Origin of the sequence: Mycobacterium sp. 1245499.0 (assembly GCF_001673615.1) — a bacterium.
In the GTDB taxonomy this organism is placed as follows: Bacteria; Actinomycetota; Actinomycetes; order Mycobacteriales; family Mycobacteriaceae; genus Mycobacterium; species Mycobacterium europaeum_A.
In genome coordinates, this window is record NZ_LZMG01000217.1 from 1 (window position 1) to 17837 (window position 17837).

Consider the following 17837-nt stretch of genomic DNA (forward strand, 5'->3'; position numbering starts at 1 on the left):
TGGCGTAGGCCGCATCCGCGCACGCCCGGATCAACTCGGCGCGCCGGTTCTGCACGGCTTGGCGCATGATCGGCACCCACTGTTCGGCCGCGACGCCTTCCGGGTTCGGCAGGTGGTTGCGCAGCTGACGGTCGATCAGACCGTTGACCGTGGCGGCGACGGCGTCGGCGGTGAAGGCTTCGGTGCCGATCATGCGCCAAGCCGTGCAGAACCGGCGCGCCGAGTTGATCCGGGCGTGCGCGGATGCGGCCTACGCCATGGCTTTTCAGTGGCACCAGGACTTCGCCAACCGGCTCGAAAAGGTGGTCGGCGCGGCCATCGCGTCGCTGGGGCTGCCCTTTGCGCGTGAAGTGGTCGACCAGCTGCGCCGCCACATCGACGACCAGCTGACCGCCGGGGTTGCGCAGCTGGGCAACATGGGCCCGCCCGACATCGTGGCGATCTCGCCGCAGGTGGATGCCGGACTGAGGTCCCTGCACGGGGTGATGACGAACACCGACCAGGTGGTGGCGGCCGTGGTGGACGGATTCCGCGCGACGGTGCGCCGTCAGCTGTTCGCCGACGCGGCCGCCCGCATCGCCGACGTGATGCGCGTGGTGGGTGTGGAACTGCTGGTGCCGCTGCGGGATCGGCTCAGCGAGGCCATGATTCAGCTGGAGATCGCCCGCTCGGAGCCGCCCACCGACGTCGGGCTGGCCCGCCTGGCCACCGATCAGTACGCGGCCTGGCCGGCGGACGCCGACGAGCTGGTGCCCAGCCGGTTCGCCGAAGCGAACAATGAAGTGCTGCTGATCAATTCGACCGCCTTCAAGGGACGCTACGAGGCCGATCTGCCCAAGGCGGTGGCCGGCGCCAACGCGATGATCCCGCTGCAGTCGGCCATCGAGGAGGCGACCGCGCGGGTGATCCTGGGCGAGTGGCAGACCACCGGCGGTGTGGCCGCACCCGGTGGGTTGATTGAGCGCACCGCCACCTGGGTCACCCGCGCGCTGGGCACCGACCCCGAGACCGGCCGCGCCCGGGTGCCCTCGATCGCGCAGTTCGACATCCATACCCGCCCAGTCGAATTGCTGCGCCGGGCCCGGCTGTACGTCGAGCGGCCCGGGGAGTCGTTCGCGGAATTCTGCAAGGTGTCGCTGCGCGACTACGTGCAGGGCGCGGGCGCCTCGGAGTCCGAACTGGTGGCGCGCCGCCGCGACATCGCCACCAAATTCGCCGAGGCGCTGTCGCTGGCGCGACCGCTGGCCAGCGTCAACGACCAGGCCCTGCAGCGGGTGCACCCCGGTCAGCAGACCGAGTACCGCTACAAGTTCTCCGAGATTCCCTTCGCCGGTCAACCCGTCGACCGGGAACTGTTCGAGGTCATCCGCAACAATCCGCGCATCGACCAGGCGACGAAGGACAACTACGGGCGTTCGCTGTCCGACGAGGACAGCGTGACCCGCATCGACATCTTCGGCTCGTATCCGAACTATTCGCCGCTGGCGTTCGACTCGGTGCTCAAGCCCGCCGCCCAGCAGTGGGCGCAGACCGCGGGGCCCGGGCGGGGCGCCTTCTGGAAATACCGTCGCTCCCGGCCGCTTTCGGCGTCCCTGCCGATGACCGATGAGCAGCGGCGCACCATGACCGGCGGCTGGTTCGTCGGTCAGCTGCTGGGCCGCATCCAGATCCCGGCGTCGCCGTTCACCGAGCCGGTGCGGATCTACGACGCCGACAGCGGGCAGTGGCTGAACTTCCCGAACCCGCTGCTGACGCCGCCGTCGGCGTTCCATGCCCCCTACGACTGGTTGCCCGCGGTGCTGGAATCGATCCTGCTGGCGATCGCGCAATCGCACGAGCCGCCGGTGATGCGATCGCTGCGGCCCTACAGCGTGCTGCGCGAGCTCTACGACGCGCATTCGCAAGACCCCGCGAGCGGCATCGTCGCGCTGTCCGCCCAGGGGCTGCTGCGTGAATTCCTGCAAGGGATCTCGAGCACAACCGGCGTGCAGTCCCGGGTGCCCGGGATCGCCGAGGCCCAGACCGCCGACGCACGCGCCGCGGCGGCGATCGAGTGGCTGACCACCATCCGCGACGTTGCGGCGCAGTATCTTCCGGCGGACATGGCCGGGGCCACCCCCGGCGGGGCGTTCACCACGGTGCCGACGCGCACCACGGCGTCGAACACGCCGATGTTCCGCGACCTGGCGCCCGACGTCTACGCGGCGACCGGTGCGCTGATCAACCTGATCCAGCACGAGGCCGAGGCGCTGGCGGCCGGCGCGGCGGCGGGCGGTCCGGTGCTCGACGGCGGTGCGCCCGTGGTGATTCCCGAAGGCGGGACGTTCTGACCATGGTGGTATCCAGTGACAACGCCCTCACGGTGATCGTCTCGCCTCACCTGCATACCGACGAGCTGCTCGGTGTCCTGTGCGATTACTCCGCCGCGGGACTGCTGGGCGTCTTCGTCTGGGTGGATGCCGGCGACGCGCGCGGGCCCGCCACCACGGCGACGATGGTCCGCGACGGGCGGTCGGAAACCGTTGTGCTGCAGCAGGTATTGACCGCCAAGCCCTACGATCGGGTCCGGGTGGCGGTGTTGGTTCCGCTCGAAGCTCCGGCGGATCAGCGGGCGCCCCTGGCCGCCGAGCAGTTCGTCGAACAGGTGGTGCGCAGTACCGCCAGGGGAGCGAGGATGACCCTGCTGCGGATGTTGCTCACCAGTGGGCGGGCCGGAGCCAGTCAGCTCAGCGCGTCGGTGGTCGTGGAGGGCTGGCACAACCTGCTGATCGCACCGGAGGATTCGCCGGCGCCCGGGCTGGGCGCGGTGCCGTGGGGACACCTGGCCGAACCGCTGGATCTGGCCCAGCGTGCCGCGCCGGTGGTCGCCGCGGTGGCCGGATTGTGGGCCGACGTGCAGCAGACCCCCTTCGACAGTGTGGAGATCCTGCCGGGCCAGACGTTGCGTGCGGTGCGCGCGTTCTACCGCAGCCTAGACACCGCCGACGTGGAACGTCGGCTGCGCGCGCGACTGTTCGATCCGGCCGGACGGCTGCCGCTGCCGCACGGCGGCCAGGTGCCCGTGCTCTACGTCGAGGACGTTTCGGCGGCCACCCAGACGATGGCCCGCGCGCTGTGGACCAAACACCGCGACGTGCTCCGCGGCCCACGGATGGGCGCCGACGACGTTGCCACGCAGGCCATTTCGATCTGGGCGGCGCTCAAGATGTTCCTGCGTTTCATGGGCGGGGCCCTGCGTAACGCCCCGTCGGCGTGGCTGTCGGCGGTCAAGGGGTCGGTATCGGCGGTGTTGGCCTCGACGGTGCAGGGCACCGTGTTCGGCGGCCGCGAATCCGCGTTCTCGGTGGTCACCAGCAGTCAGCTCGCCGACTGGCAGGACCTCGGCCGCAGCGCCGACACGCTCAACGCGGCGATCGGCGGATCCGCGGCCAACGCGCAACTGGCGCACCAGGATCTCAGCCCGCTGTGGATCGACTTCGTCAACGGCGCGCTGACCCTTGCCGACGGCGGGCGCCGCGCCAAGGGGCTCGACCCGATCCAGGTGGGCGCGGGCGTCGGTGTGCTGGCCAACGCCGCCGACGTCGTACCCAGTCGCGCGGATCGGTTCACGGCCATCCCGACATCGCTGGCCGCGGTGATCGGCGTCACCGACCTGGAGCCGGCCGACGTGCTCGGCGCCGCCGATCTGCGCCAGCGGCTGCAACGCGCCTACTCCGATCCCGCCGCGGGCGTGGAGGCCCGCGGGGCGTCGACCGAGCTGGAGCGCTGGCAGCAGCACGCGTCGAAAAGCTATGCCTGGCAGGCGGGATCGATCCTGGCCGACTTCCTCGGGCGGGCCCGCACCGAGGTGGCGCAGATCGCCGAACAGATCCAGCGGGCGGCCAGCGAGATCTCGATCGACGAGAAGGTGCGCGCCCGCCAACAGGCCATCGGCACCATCCTGGCCACGCTGACCTGGGCGACGCTGGGAGTGCTGGTCGTCCTGGTCGGAGTCGCGGTCGCCGGGTTCACCGGCTGGAAGTACACGTTGATCACCTGCGGCATACTGCTCGGCCTCTACATCGCGGTGTCGCTGACGCTGTTCCTGTTCGCCCAGCGCGACATGTTCACCTTGATGAATCTGCGGAAATCGCAACAGAATCAACTCGAGATGATGCAGGCGAATCTGCAGACCGCCCTGCAGGATGTCAGCCGCCTGTCCACCGCCTACGGCCAATACCTGTCCTGGTGTCGCGTGCTGGGGCCGGTGCTGCGCGCGCCCTTCGGGCCCGCTCCGGCGGGGCGCTCGGCCGCACCACTGATTTCCGACGGCCTACCACGCTGCGCACAGGTCGGGGTCGCCGATCCCGGCGCGGAGCGTGCCGACGACGCGGCACACGCCATCCAGCGCCGCCTCTACGCGCTCGGCTGGCTGACCAAGCCGTGGCAGGAGATGGTCACCCAGGCGGCGGGCCGACTGCGCGAGGACCCCGAAATGCTCTATCGCATGCCGGGTTTCCGGACGTCCTCGGGTCTGGATCAGTGGTCGGCGGCGGTGGCTTCCGGGCAGGTGCATTCCACCGGCGCCGACGCCCTGTGGCAGCGTGTCGAGCAGATGTTCGCCGAGGATGACCGGGTGGGCACGGCGCTCACCGGTGCGGTGTTGGCGCCCGCGATGGGCCAGCACGTGGGCTCCGAGCAGTTCGCGGCCGGGGTGGTCGACCACCGGCCGGGACAAGCCGCCCCCTTCGATGGCTCGGTGTTCACCGACGCGGCGATGACCGCGGGCCGCTGCGCGGTAGCCATCGATACCGCCACAATCGCCCGGCCCGGCCTGGGTTTCCGGGCGACGGTGGTGCAGGCCAGCGACGGCCTGGCGCCCTATGACTTCACCCTGTTCGAGGTGCCGCTGGCGGCCGCGTCGGGATTCGAAACGGAGAAGACCGCGGTGATCACGCACACCGAGCACCGCGACGCACCGCCCGGCGGGGATTTGGTGTTCTAGCATGCCCGATCCACAGCACTCCGGCGACGCCGACGACCCCCGTCTGAACGCCCTGATCGCGTGGCGCCAACGCCTCATCGACTCCGGGGCGGTGTCCAAGGCGGGGTTCAAGGAAACCCACCTGCGGCTGATACTGCGTTCCGGACGCACTGACGTGGAACAGATTCGGGCGATGCTGCCCGGATCGGTCGCCGACTATGCCGAGGAGCTGGCGGCCGTGCTGGCCGAGGTGGACTCGGAAGCATCGCCGGGCCGCCATCACCGCCCGGGAAGCCTGTCCGCGGTGGAACCCGACGGTGCAACGACCGGCGCCGCGACACTGGCCGACGGCGGGGCGGGTGACCAACCACCGCTGAGCCCAAGCGATTTCGCCGCCTACACCTTCGGCGAACAGACCGGCCCACTGGCCGCGGTCACCGTCAGACCATCCCGCGACGACGCCGACGGCCGCGAGCTGGCCTGGACGCCGTACCTGGCGGGCGGCGAGGCCGTGGTGATCTACCGGCTGGTCGCTCAGGAGGACAACGCGCCGTATTCTCCGGATCGGGCCCGGCTGGTGGCGGCCACCACCGCGACCACCGCGGCCGACCCGCTGCCCTCGGCCGCGGCGGTGCGCTACTACCAGGTCTGGGCGAACGTCGGTGCGACCCGCGCGGAAGCGCTTGCGGCGCAACCCATCAAGCACGCCGAGGGTGTCGCGGTCAGCCCGGTGCGCGATTGCGTCGTTCGACAGGACAACGGCAAGGTCATCGGCAGCTGGACAGTGCCGTCGGCGGTGAGCGCCGTATTTGTGTCCCGGTTGCCGGTCGAGGAAGCCGGTCGTGAGGGTCCCCAGCATCGGATCCTGCTCGACCGTGACAATCGGGCGGGATTCGTCGACTCCGACCCGGCTCCCGGCCGCCATTACCTGTACCGGATTCGGGCGGCCGTCCCGGTCAACGGCGTGCTGCGGCTGGCGGCGGCGGTGGAGGCCGACGTCGAAATCGCCGCCGTCCTGACACCGGTCACCGACCTGATGGTGACGTCGGCACCGGGGTCGGCCGAGGGCTTCGAACTTACCTGGAAGCCGCCGGCCGCGGGTGAAGTGGTGATCTATCGCAGCCAGACCGGTCCGGCGGCCGGGGCCGAGGCCAACGACTTGCCCGAGGCGGCGCTCGAGCAGATCGGGCTGACCCCGGATTTGCGCTTGACACAACCGATTAGCGAGCAGCCAGGCCCCGATGGACGGCCGCGGTCGATGATGTCGGGGGTGTCCTGGCCGACGGACTGGAGTCGCGCCTACTTCACCCCGGTCACCGTGCTGGCGGGACGTGCGTTGCTGGGCAAGACCTTCTGCTCGGTACGCACCGGAGCCATCCGCGACGTCGAACTGGCCGAGTACTGCAACAAGCAGGTCCTGACATTCGACTGGCCGCAAGGCGCCGCCGTCGTCGTGGTGTACCTGGCGCCCAAGGGCTACGACCCGCGCAACGGGCTGACCGGCACGTCCTACGAAATCACCGTCGAGCAATACGAAAAGTACGGCGGCCTGCAACTGCCCAACGGCAAGCTCCCGGTGAGCGGGTGTTCCCTGCATCTGGCGCCGGTGGCCTTCTCCGCCGGCCGCCGCGCCATCGGGCCCGTCCGCAGCATCGAGTACGCCGGCCTGCTGCGGCTGCAATACGCGGTGCAGTTGAGCCGCGACCCGGCGGGGCAACCGTCGCACGCCACCATCTATATGCGGTCCGAATACGACGTGCCCGGGTCGCCGGCGTTCGTGCTGATCAACCACCCGGATCGAATTCCGTTGTCGCCCACCGATGGCGAGGCGCTCGATGCCGCACCGCTGGACGCGCAGGGTGGCTTGGCGGCCACGCCGTCCAAGGAACTGCGGTGGTCGGCGTTGACCACCGCGGGAACCGCCGAGCCGTGGGCCGTCGATCTGCGGGGCCGGCGCGGATGGATCAGGTTGTTCGTCAACACGCCCTCGGCGGCGCGGCTGCGCACCATCGCGCTCCTGGACCCGCCCGTGCACAGCCTCCGCCTCAGCGTGGGCGCACCATGACGCCGCGCTACGGCCAACTCGCCTACACGAGCTTCGACCAGCCGGGAGGCGCGGGGGGCTGGCAGGTCAAGCAGACCGTCGGGGAGCTGTCGGCGGAGGAAACCCAGCGCTTGGCGTCGGGTGTGCGCACCGCCTTTCGGCCGGTGACGCCGCTGCCCGACTATCCCACTCCGGAACAGCTGGACGCGGCGCCGCGGCGCCTCGAGTACCGCCGATGGGCCAGCGATGCGGCGGGCTACTGGCACACCGTCGCCGCGGGTGCAGATAGCACCGGGCGGCCGGGCAACGTGTTCGCGCACGTATTGCTGGACAGGGCACCGGATTCGGCGCCGCGGCTGCGACCAATCCAGCGGTGGGGCTCGCCGGCGTGGTTACGTCCGTTCGGTGCGGCGGCCGTCGCTCGGGCCACCTTGCCCGGTGATCCGCCGGGCGCGGCGCAAGTCGTCACCCGAGAAACCGCGATCGCGTTCGCCCTGGACACCAGCACCTGGCGGGTGGGCACCCTGCTCGGATTGCTGGACGCGGTGGCGGCCGCGCTCGACGGGGGCGCACCCGTGGTGTTGGGCGCGGTCTCCGTTGACTCGGCCGCGCAGTGGATCGGCCTGGTGAGTTTCCTCATGTCGCCGGGAACCGCGGCCACCCTGAACTTCAGCACCTTCGATCGCGCCGACCAGCTCGGTCCGGCGCAGCACGCCATCGCGCACCTGGCCGCGGTGCCCATCGCTGACTTGGACACGGTCCCAACCGGTTTCGTGGTCATCGACGAGACCGCGACGCTATCGCTCGGGGAGCTGGGTGGCGATCCGCATCGGACCGCTGCCGGCCAGGCGATCGAGGTCACCGCCTGGTCGGTGATGGCACAGGAAGTGCTGCTCGACCCGCAGTCAGCCCTCGCGGTGCTCGATGAACTCGACCACCGCGCCGCACAAACCCAGGATCGAGACCTGCACCCGGCCTGGCCCCTGGCCGTCACGATCGCCGCCGACGAGGATTTCTCCGCCGCCCATCCCGAAGCGAACGCGATCATCACCGCGCACTCGCCGGCGGGCATCGCCCCCGGATCACCGACCGAACGCCTTGTCGACGAGGCGCTTTCGGCGCTCGTCGGCCAGACTACATCCGATGCCTGGAAGGCAGTCGAAGAGCACCTACCTGGCTTTGCCGGCGAGCACGCCACGCTGACCTACCTGTGCCGGGCGATCGACGACGCCACCTGGCTGGATCAACTGGGTCCGATTCCGTTGGGCCGCAACACCTATCACGGCCGTCCGGTTCCGGAGCCGCTGACGGCCGCCCTCGGGCCGGCTTTGCAGCGGACCGGCGCCACCGGTGACCCGCAACGACTGCTCAAGCTGGTCGATCTGCTGCTGCGGGCGGGCGTCGCCGACGACCGCCTGACGCAGGCCCTCACCGATCGGGTCGCGGCCCAGCTGGCCGACCCGCACGCGGGGCCCACGCTGGCCCGACGGCTGACGCATCGGCTTGGCCCGGAAACCCGGCTCGCCGCGGCCGCCGCGACGCTGCGTCTGAATTGGGAAGGCGCGTCGGCGATCAGCGACACCGTGCTGGACTGGTTCGCCGACGGATCCAGCATGCCCACGCCGGGCGAGCTGCTGGCCGCGCAGCCGTGGGATGCGACGTGGACCCGCGCGGCGGTGTGCGGCATGCGCGCCGAGCGCCATCCGAGTGACGCGGACAGCTTCGCCGAGCTGTGGTGGTTCGCGGCGAACGGATCCCCATACCGCGACGAGCTGGCGGCCCGTCACGTGTGGGATCCGGCGCAATTGCTGGCGGCGGGCGGAGCCGCGTTGAGCACCGCGGCGCTGTTGCCGACGCTGCTGGGGGCACCGGACAGTGAGTCGTTGCTGCGGCTGGCCGACGAGATCACCGCCGCCAACAACGATGACCTCGCGGTGGCAAGTGCCGCGCTGCGCGCGGTGAGCCCGGCGTCCTGGGTGCAGCGCGGCTACATCAGCACCCATCAGCGGGCGTACTGCGGGCTGTGGGATACGGCGTTGGGTGAGATCGGCCCTGGGCGGGTGCACGCCGACTGCGCTGCGCGGGTGACGGTGCTGGCGGCCCTGGGCGTGATCGCCGGACAGCCACGCCCCGTGCTCGCGGCTCAACTGGCCGCCGATCGCGCGGTGGCCGGGGCCGCCGCCGAGCAACTGGTCGCCCTCGCCGATGCCGAAATCGTCACGGCCACAGAGGTGTTGGCGGCCAGCCTGTTGCGCACCGACGCCGCCGAACCGGCGGATGCCGTCGATGCTGTGCTGGCCTCGGCCGCCGCCGCACTGACCTTAGGCCGGCAGTTCAGCGAAGACAACCAGGAGGCGGTGCTCGCGACGATGATGCGGATGGCCGGCAGCAACGAGGCAGCGCCGCCGCGGCGATACCGGAAGCTGCTGAGCGCCATGCTGGCCCGCCGCTCCGACGGGCAAGCGCCGCTGGCTACCCCGCCGGCTCCGATGTGGAGGAACCCCTGATGCCGATCTACGCCCTGACCGCACGTAATCAGCGCGCCCACATACCCGTCGGGCCGCTGTCGGTCTCGATCAGCGGTGCGGTACACGACGCCGCCCTCGACATACAGGGCGCGCCGGGTCAGGCCGTGGTGCGCTCCAGCCCCCAGCATGTCGTCCTGCCGTCGCTGACCGGTCCCGTCACCATCGCCGTGCGCCCCGCCTTCACAACACAATTCGGCGCCGGCACGGTCGTGCATCTCGCGATCGCCCACGATGTGCCCGACGATGCCGACCCCGTCCAGGTGCTGTTCGACCCGGTGGACGTCAGCGGCGACACCGCGGTGGTGTTCGCCGAACTGCGCCCGGCCGGCCACCACATCGAGGTCTCCGTGACCGCCGCGGCCGACACGGCGCTGAGCCCGCTGGCGGCCGCGGCCCGCACCTCGGCACGGCGTCTCATCGGCCGGGACCGCAAGCAGGCCCACGCCGAACTCGTTGTCGCACTGAACGGTTCGGCGTCGATGCGCCCCTGGTTCGCCGATGGCAGCGCGGCGGCGGCCACCGACGTGGCGGTGGGGGTAGCCGACGCCCTCGGAATCCGCGACGTGGCCGCGGTGCTCGTCGGAGCCGACGTCACCAAGATCGCTGCGGAAAACGACGCCGCCGGGCCGGGTGCGGGGCTCGCCGAAGCGGTGCGCAAGCTACAGCCGCGATGGTCGGCGGGCGCGCGCTGGTCGCGGCTGCGCACCGACATCGCCACCGTGGCCTGTTCGGACTTCCCGGTCAGCGGCGTGCAGCGCGGCTTCGCGTTGATCACCCTGTCCGATGACCGCCGGGTCGCCGGACCGCGGCTGCCGGCGCCGCGCTCGGGGCAAGACGCGGCCGCGGAACTGCTCGCGCATCCGCAGGTGCTCGATGACATCACCGCCGGGCTTGTTCGGGCCCTCACATGACCGCGCCCGCAATCCCGGCGATTTTGACCAAATGCCCACGGTGCTTTGCGCTTTTGGATCCCGACCACCACTTGTGGACACTGGCGCCCACCAGTGGTGCACCCCGCTATCACGACGAGGTCGGCTCGGCGTTCCTGGGAGCGAAGGCCGACATCGGGCCGATGTTCCGGTGGGATCGTCCGCCCGGGTACAACGGCCCGCCGCCGCCGAACATCGCCGCCCAGGCGCTGCGCGGTCCCGTCCTCGAGATCTGCCCGGTGTGCCACTTCACGCTGCCCGATCGATGGCGCGAAGGCCAGGCGTACTGCATTGCGATGGCGGGGGCCCGCGCGACCGGCAAGAGCCTCTACGTCGCCGTGCTGGTTCGCCAACTGCAGCTGTTGTGCGAACACCTCGGATTCGCGATGGCGCCCGCGACGCGCTCGACGGCCGTCGCCTACACAACCCATTACGAGACACCGCTGTTCGTGCAGCGCGGCCTGATCCCGCCGACACCGACGATAATGACCCAGACGTCCACGCAGCGTGAGCCACTGATTTTCAGCCTGGGCACCTGGCACGGGGTGCAGCGTTATCTGGTGCTGCGCGACGTCGCCGGCGAGGACATGGAGTCCGGAAACCTGCATTCGCCGCCGTTTCGGTTCTTCAGCAATGCCGAGGCCGTGTTCTTCATGTTCGATCCGCTTCGGGTGCAATCGATTCGGGATCAGCTCCAAGACCTGCTGCCCCCGCAGATGGTGAGCGGGGGAGACCCGGGCGGCGTGCTCAACAACGTGATGATGGCCATCGGATCCGGCGAACCACGGCTGGCGGTCATCTTGTCGAAGTTCGACGCGCTGCGGGCGCTGCGCGACGTCGATGGCTCCGAGTGGAGCATGGTGATGTCCAACGCGGGCGCCGCGTATCTGCGTGATCCCTCGGATTCGGTGCTCTATGACGACAACGACGGTCAATTGCTGCACGAAGAGGTGCGTAGCCTGCTGACGCGGCTCAACGCCGGATCCATCATCGCCGGCGTCGAAAACCCATCCACCCCAAGGCGGCTGAGGCACCGCTTCTTCGTCGTCTCGGCCCTCGGCCAGCCACCGAGCGGGCAGCGACTGCACGCCCGGGGCATCGCGCCGTTCCGGTGCGTCGACCCGGTCCGTTGGGTCACCTCGAGTTTCGGCGTGCTCTAGGTTTCGGCGCGGCGAACATGACCACCCCACCTCAGAACCCATTCGAGCACAATCCGTTTGGCGCTACGCCGTTCGGAAGTGTCCCGTCCGGGCCTCCGGTGTATGCGGCGCCGGTGCCACCTCCGGACCGCCCGCCGGTCAACGCGTTGGCGACGTTGTCGGTGGTGTTCGCGTTCGTGTTCGCCCCCGTCGGGGCGGTGCTGGGGCACCTGGGGCTTCGGCAGATCCGGCGCACCGGTCAGCGCGGCCGGGACCGTGCGTTGGTGGGGACGGTGCTGTCGTACGTGGTGATCGCAGTGGTGGTCGGCGTTTTGGTGGTGTGGCTCACGCGGCCCGACAGCAGCCCACGCCAGAGCGCCGCACCCAGCACTACCACTACCACTACCGCGCACCCAACCGTCGCGCCCCCGGCGGTCTCGCCTTCGGACTTACCTGGGCTGATACCGAGCCTCGACGATGCCAAAACCATTACTGGTGATCAAACGCTGGCGTTCGACGGAGAGGAGCACGCGCCGCATCAAGCTGAAGAGACCCTCGACCGACCGGAGTGCCGAGGAGCCCTCGAAGTCGCCGCGCCGGAAGCCTACAAGGGCAATACCCTCCTCGGTTTTTACATGCCGAGATACGCAAAGCTGGGCGATCCGGCCAATGTCATCGCGATGGATCCAGCCGTAGCAGCATTCTTTGATGACGCGACGGCGCAAACACAACTGCAAAATCTTCTTTCCGTATTTCGCCAATGTGGCGGTACTTCGGTCAAAGCCGATAAGCCTGACAAGACTTTTACGTTCTCGGTGAGTCGACCTACCGACGTTGGAAACGGCATCACCACCCTCGAAATAACAACCCCCTGGGCGTTGAATGTGCATGCGATCGCCGCCAAAGCCAACGTCGTCATGGATCTGCTGGTGACCTACACCGGCAACGGCGTAGACCGTGCGAGGGGAACCGCGCTGGATGTCGCCAATCGGATTCTGAACAGGATCCCGGGCTGATATGACGAACCCGTTCGAGCACAACCCGTTTGGCGGCACGCCGTTCGGGAGTGTCCCGCCCGGGCCTCCGGTGTATGCGGCGCCGGTGCCACCTCCGGACCGCCCGCCGGTCAACGCGTTGGCGACGTTGTCGGTGGTGTTCGCGTTCGTGTTCGCCCCCGTCGGGGCGGTGCTGGGGCACCTGGGGCTTCGGCAGATCCGGCGCACCGGTCAGCGCGGCCGGGACCGTGCGTTGGTGGGGACGGTGCTGTCGTACGTGGTGATCGCCGTCGTGGCGGCCGTTTTGGTGGTGTGGCTCACCCGGCCCGACAGCCCTGCCGCCCGCACCGCCGCACCCACCACGGCTTCCCCGCCCGCTGGCCCCGCGGTCACGCCGTCCGATCTGGCACGGCTGGTGCCCACTCTCGCCGACGCCAAAGCCATCACCGGTGACGACAAGCTGATACAGGCGGTGATCCTGCGCCGGCCCGAAGATCTCGCGGCCGGCGGACAAACCACCGACCGTCCGGAATGCCGCGGCGCTCTATATGCCGGCGTGCCGGACCTGTACAACGTCGGAGCCCTCGTCAACTACTACATGCCGGTCTTCGCCGACCGGGATGACCCAGCCAACACGAGGTCGATTGACGCTGCCATCGCGGCGTTTCCGGATTCGGCCGCGGCGCAAGCGCAACTTGCGAAGATGTCGTCGGCGTGGCGCCAGTGCGGCGGCCTGCCGGTGAAGATCACGTTCCTCAATAAGAGCACCGTGGCGTTCTCGCTCAACGAGCCGATCGATGCCGGCAACGGCATCACCACCATCGAAGCCGCGGCGCGCGATGACCTGTCGGTGCATGCGATCGCCGCGAAGGCCAACGTCGTGATCGATCTGCTGGTGTCCTACACCGGCAACGACGTGGACCGTGCCCGCCAGACCGCCACGGCCGTCGCCAACCAGATCCTCGACAAGATTCCGGGCTGAACCATGACCAACCCCTGGCAGGGCAACCCATTTGGGCCCAGTCCATTCGGCGGTTCGTTGCCGACGCAAGGTCAGCCACCGCCGCTGCCGCCGTCCGCACCGCGTGACGAGGCGAATGTCCTGGCGACGTTGTCGGTGGTGTTCGCGTTCGTATTCGCACCCCTCGGCGCGATTCTGGGGCACGTAGGACTTTCACAGATCCGGCGCACCGGCCAGCGCGGTCGCGATCGTGCCCTGGTAGGGGTCACGCTCTCGTACGTCTTCATCGCGGTGGCGGTCGTCGCATTGGCCGTCGGGTTGACTCAGGCCGGCAGTCCACCGACGCACCGTGCCGGACCAAGCACGACGACCGCTCCCAGCGCGACGACGACGGCGACCACCACGACGCCGCCCCCACCGCCTACCGTCGCGCCCGCAAATCTGGACGGATTGCTGCCCAGCCTCGACGACGTCAGGAACATCACCGGAGATCCGAATCTCAAGGGCGAGGACCCGGTCCACCAACTCACCCCGCTCAGTCCCAAAGATGGGGCGTATGACCGGCCCGAATGTGCGGCCACGATCGCCATCGGCATCCCGGACGCCTACACGGTGACCCCGCTGGGTGTCGCCATGTCGGGATTTTTCGACCTCCAGAATGGGGGCGGCCCAAGGGGATCCGTGCAATCCGTGGCTGCCATGCAGGATCCGGCTACGGCGCAAAAGCAGTTGGGTGATCTGCGGTCGGTATGGCAGCGATGCGGCGGCTCGACCGTGAAATTGACCTATGCCGACAGTGGTCGAGTCGTGTCGTTTTCGGTCGGTGTGCCTGCGGATTCCGGCGGGGGCATTACCACCATCGATGCCCATGCTCAGGGACAGCCGGTGCGTTTTGTGTTGGCCATGGCCGTCAAGAACAATGTGTTCATCGAGGTGCGGGCGAGCGCCGCCGCCGTCGATCGCGCGCACCAGGCGGCAGTGGACGTTGTCAACTACACACTCGGCAAAATCCCGGGCTGACAGGACCCATCGATGAACCAACCGCAGAATCCATTCGGCCCTAATGCCTTCGGCCAAACCCCGTACGGTGGTGTCCCATACGGGGGAATGCCGCCGGGGCCGCCCATCTACACTGCGCCGCCACCGCAGCGGCGGCGCGCCAACGTCTTCGCGACGTTATCGGTCGTGTTCGCGTTCGTTTTCGCGCCCGCCGGAGCGGTCCTGGGCCACCTGGGCCTGGCGCAGATACGCCGTTCCGGTGAACGCGGGCGTGATCGCGCGATCGTCGGCTTGATGCTGTCGTATGCGGTCATCACGCTGACGGTGGTGGGCGTGGTGGCGTGGGCGACCCAGTCCGACGACGGCTCATCTCGGACGGCGTCAGGCACCAGCGCGCCAGCCTCGACCGGTGCAGGCTCGTCCCCGCCGTCGTCCATGGTCACCCCGACGGGCCTGCCCGCGCTGCTGCCGACGATCGACGACGTCAAAAGGTTCGTCGGGGACCCCAACCTCGTTGCCTTGCCACCGACGTTCAGGCCAGGCCCGGATTCCGACAGCGCGTCGGTGGATCGCCCCGAGTGCTGGCCGGTCATGGGGGGCGGCGCTCCGAACTCCGACACGCAGGCCCTCGTGGGTTACTACGGGTTGGTGCTGGTCGACGACCACGACATACCCGCACTCAAGGAAGCGGGGCAGGCGCTCATGTCCTTCCGGGACCCGCCGGCCGCGCAACGGCAGCTGGCGAATCTGGTGTCGATATGGCGCAAATGTGGCGGGTCGACGATGAACATCCTTCCGCCTCCGGGCAAGCAGGCGGCGCCGGTCGCGGTCTCGATGGGTGTTCCCTCCGATGCCGGAAACGGCATCACCGTCATGGTTTTGACCACCCAGGGCCCGGTGCTGCGGTCGCGCAACGACCGAGCGATTGCCGCCAAAAACAATGTGGTCGTTGACATCAATGTCGTACTGGTGGACACCGACCGCGGCCAGCAGGCCGCACTCGATATCGCCAACTTCATCCTCAACAAGATTCCAAGCTGAACACATGACGAATCCTTTTGGCGCCAGCCCATTTCAACCGAACCCGTTCGGAGGTCCGCCAGGTCCGCAACACCCGCCGCGACCGCCGGTCCCACCGGCGCGCGACGAGGCGAACGTGTTGGCGACGCTCTCGGTGGTGTTCGCGTTCGTCTTCGCCCCGGCCGGTCTCATCCTGGGCCACTTGGCATTAGCGCAGATTCGCCACAGCGCACAGCGTGGTCGCGACCGCGCCTTGGTCGGGGTGACGTTGTCGTATGTGTTCATCACCGCATTGGTGGTTGCGTTGATCGTCGGGGCGGTCATGCCTGACGCGAGGTCAATCCAAGCCGCGCCACCAACCACCACCACGAAGCCACCGCCGCCCACCGTCGCGCCGGCCGATCTCGACGGGCTGCTGCCGACTCTCGACGACGCCAAAAGGTTCACGGGCGACCCGACATTGACGGTCTATACGACATACCATCGGCCCACGCTCGACCCGCAGGCGACTACGATCGACCGACCGGAGTGTTTCGGGGCGTTTCGTTCCGGCGAGCCCTCGGTCTACGACCTGTCACTCATCAGCGGCTATTCCGAGTCCAACTTCCTCGACACCAACGAACCCCTCAATCAATGGAGCGTAGGGGAAGGGGTCGCGGCGTATCGCGACGCCGCGGCGGCGCAGACACAGCTCGCCAACCTGCGATCCATCTGGCAGCGATGCGGGGGCTTAACGGTCAATGAGACACGCAGTAGCGGCAAGGCATACCCGGCCTCCATGACGTTGCCCGCCGATGCGGGCAACGGCATCACGACCATGGACAACGTGTCAGACACCCCGATTCGCGTCTTCGGTGTCCGCGCGATCGCCGCTAAAACCAACGTGGTCATCGACGTAGGGGTGTGGGCCACCAGCAATACCGACCGCAGCCGGCAAACTGCCCTCGCGGTCACCAACTTCATCCTCAACAAAATCCCGGGTTAGCCGCATGTCAAATCCCTTTGGCGCCAGCCCCTTTCACCCGAACCCGTTCGGTGCCGCACCGCCCGGCCCGCAACACCAGCCGCCACCGCCGGGCCCGCCGCGTGCTGAGGTCAATGTGTTGGCGACGTTGTCGGTGGTGTTCGCGTTCGTCTTCGCCCCGGCCGGTCTCATCCTGGGCCACGTGGGATTGGCGCAGATGCGGCGCACGGGCGAGCGTGGCCGCGATCGCGCTCTGGTGGGCGTGACGCTGTCGTACGTGTTCATCACCGCGGCGGTGGTCGCGGTGATCGTCCGCGCGACGCTGCCCGACGCGACTCGGGCCGCGACGCCCGCGACCACGGCGCAGCTCACCACCACGACGCAACCTTCAGCGCCGACCGTCGCGCCAGCCGATGTTGACGGACTCTTGGCGAATCTCGAGGACATCAAAAACTTCACCGGTGATCCGGCCATGGAGGCTGGCCGAGCCATTCACAAACCTGAGCCAGACCCGCAGCGAGGTAATCTCGACCGCCCGGAATGCTGGGCCGTGATGGATGTCGGTGGTCCGGAAGGCTATGACCTTTCAGCCCTCGCGGGGTTCGCGAAGTCAGATTTCCACGACTATCATGACGTCTACCACCCTTGGGTCGCCGGTCAAGCGGTCGCCGTATTGCATGATGCCGCCGCGGCGCAGGCGCAGCTGACCAAATTTCTAGCAATTATGCGTCAGTGCGGCGGGGCGACGCTGAACGTGAATGCGCCGGACGGCGAAACGCCGTACCCCGTGGTCATGAACCCGCCCTTTGACGGGGGCAACGGCATCACCATTCTGGCGGCTCTGTCCCAAACCTCGATACGCATATTTTGCGTTCAGGGGGCCGCGGCTAAAGCCAACGTGACGGTCCGAACGGTTATGTGCTCGACCGACAGTACCGATCGCAGCCAGCACGCCACGATGGCCCTGACGAACCTGATCCTGGGCCGGATCCCCGGCTAGCCGGCCGGCTACTCAGCCGCCGAAGCCGGCCGGAGGCGCCGCGACCGGAGCCGGACCACCCAGGCCCAGGTGGCTGGAGGCGAAGGCGACTCCCTTGTCGATCATCGTGCCGTCGTCGGCGTAGGTGTTGTGTGCGGCGAAGTTGAGGCCGTCGGAACAGACCGGGTCCTCGGTGGCGCACACCTTGATGGTCTTGTCCTGATACAGCGGGCCGATTTCCACGGGCGGTTCGTTGAGGAAGTTCATCGCCCGCACGTTGGGCATGCCGAACAGCACCACCGAGGAGACGTGGTTG

General features: G+C 68.7%; 14 protein-coding genes. 12 read left to right on the forward strand and 2 right to left on the reverse strand.

All coding sequences use genetic code 11. From position 1 onward, the window contains the following. On the reverse strand, positions 1-193 hold a 193-nt coding region (locus A5646_RS12340), incomplete at its 3' end, for a hypothetical protein (RefSeq protein WP_231997905.1). On the opposite strand from A5646_RS12340, the gene A5646_RS12345 reads away from it, so the two are divergent. The 12 genes from A5646_RS12345 (at position 192) to A5646_RS29420 (ending at position 17542) form a co-directional block, all read left to right on the forward strand. Beyond that, on the forward strand, positions 192-2330 hold the full coding sequence (locus A5646_RS12345; protein ID WP_231997906.1) for a hypothetical protein: 2139 nt from the start codon (positions 192-194) through the stop codon (positions 2328-2330). The genes A5646_RS12340 and A5646_RS12345 overlap by 2 nt on opposite strands. A gap of 2 nt (positions 2331-2332) precedes the next feature. Next, on the forward strand, positions 2333-4984 hold the full coding sequence (locus A5646_RS12350) for a hypothetical protein (protein WP_067021904.1): 2652 nt from the start codon (positions 2333-2335) through the stop codon (positions 4982-4984). Between the two features lies 1 nt (position 4985). Next, the gene (locus tag A5646_RS12355; protein WP_067021905.1) at positions 4986-7028 is read left to right on the forward strand and encodes a hypothetical protein; all 2043 of its coding nucleotides are present in this window, start codon (positions 4986-4988) and stop codon (positions 7026-7028) included. Next, complete coding sequence (locus A5646_RS12360) at positions 7025-9514, forward strand: hypothetical protein (RefSeq protein ID WP_067021906.1); 2490 nt, start codon at positions 7025-7027, stop codon at positions 9512-9514. Before A5646_RS12355 ends, A5646_RS12360 begins: the two co-directional genes overlap by 4 nt. Next, positions 9514-10446 (forward strand): hypothetical protein, encoded by a 933-nt coding sequence (locus tag A5646_RS12365; protein ID WP_067021915.1) that lies wholly within the window; start codon positions 9514-9516, stop codon positions 10444-10446. The genes A5646_RS12360 and A5646_RS12365 overlap by 1 nt, the downstream gene beginning before the upstream one ends. Before the next feature lie 23 nt (positions 10447-10469). After that, entirely contained in the window at positions 10470-11624 is a 1155-nt protein-coding gene (locus A5646_RS12370; RefSeq protein WP_067021913.1) for a hypothetical protein, read from the forward strand. 113 nt (positions 11625-11737) lie between these two features. Beyond that, positions 11738-12619: a sensor domain-containing protein gene (locus A5646_RS12375; protein WP_197505178.1), complete on the forward strand. Its 882-nt coding sequence runs from the start codon at positions 11738-11740 to the stop codon at positions 12617-12619. 1 nt (position 12620) lies between these two features. After that, positions 12621-13580, forward strand: coding sequence for a sensor domain-containing protein (locus A5646_RS12380; protein ID WP_067021908.1), 960 nt, complete (start codon positions 12621-12623; stop codon positions 13578-13580). A gap of 3 nt (positions 13581-13583) precedes the next feature. Next, positions 13584-14579, forward strand: coding sequence for a sensor domain-containing protein (locus tag A5646_RS30245; RefSeq protein ID WP_067021909.1), 996 nt, complete (start codon positions 13584-13586; stop codon positions 14577-14579). A 12-nt stretch (positions 14580-14591) separates the two neighbouring features. Next, entirely contained in the window at positions 14592-15599 is a 1008-nt protein-coding gene (locus A5646_RS12390; protein ID WP_066882308.1) for a sensor domain-containing protein, read from the forward strand. Between the two features lie 4 nt (positions 15600-15603). Then, complete coding sequence (locus tag A5646_RS28960) at positions 15604-16563, forward strand: sensor domain-containing protein (RefSeq protein ID WP_066882310.1); 960 nt, start codon at positions 15604-15606, stop codon at positions 16561-16563. Between the two features lie 4 nt (positions 16564-16567). Continuing rightward, the gene (locus A5646_RS29420) at positions 16568-17542 is read left to right on the forward strand and encodes a sensor domain-containing protein (protein ID WP_067021910.1); all 975 of its coding nucleotides are present in this window, start codon (positions 16568-16570) and stop codon (positions 17540-17542) included. Positions 17543-17554: 12 nt separating this feature from the next. On the opposite strand, the gene A5646_RS12405 is transcribed toward A5646_RS29420, so the two are convergent. Continuing rightward, positions 17555-17837 (reverse strand): cutinase family protein (locus A5646_RS12405; protein WP_156765255.1); only part of this gene is annotated, 283 nt, incomplete at its 5' end.

Excerpts from the sequence above, each read along its gene's own strand:
- A5646_RS12345 (WP_231997906.1), top strand. The coding sequence starts at position 192 with ATGCGCCAAGCCGTGCAGAACCGGCGCGCCGAGTTGATCCGGGCGTGC.
- A5646_RS12350 (WP_067021904.1), top strand. The coding sequence starts at position 2,333 with ATGGTGGTATCCAGTGACAACGCCCTCACGGTGATCGTCTCGCCTCAC.
- A5646_RS12355 (WP_067021905.1), top strand. The coding sequence starts at position 4,986 with ATGCCCGATCCACAGCACTCCGGCGACGCCGACGACCCCCGTCTGAAC.
- A5646_RS12360 (WP_067021906.1), top strand. The coding sequence starts at position 7,025 with ATGACGCCGCGCTACGGCCAACTCGCCTACACGAGCTTCGACCAGCCG.
- A5646_RS12365 (WP_067021915.1), top strand. The coding sequence starts at position 9,514 with ATGCCGATCTACGCCCTGACCGCACGTAATCAGCGCGCCCACATACCC.
- A5646_RS12380 (WP_067021908.1), top strand. The coding sequence starts at position 12,621 with ATGACGAACCCGTTCGAGCACAACCCGTTTGGCGGCACGCCGTTCGGG.
- A5646_RS30245 (WP_067021909.1), top strand. The coding sequence starts at position 13,584 with ATGACCAACCCCTGGCAGGGCAACCCATTTGGGCCCAGTCCATTCGGC.
- A5646_RS12390 (WP_066882308.1), top strand. The coding sequence starts at position 14,592 with ATGAACCAACCGCAGAATCCATTCGGCCCTAATGCCTTCGGCCAAACC.
- A5646_RS28960 (WP_066882310.1), top strand. The coding sequence starts at position 15,604 with ATGACGAATCCTTTTGGCGCCAGCCCATTTCAACCGAACCCGTTCGGA.
- A5646_RS29420 (WP_067021910.1), top strand. The coding sequence starts at position 16,568 with ATGTCAAATCCCTTTGGCGCCAGCCCCTTTCACCCGAACCCGTTCGGT.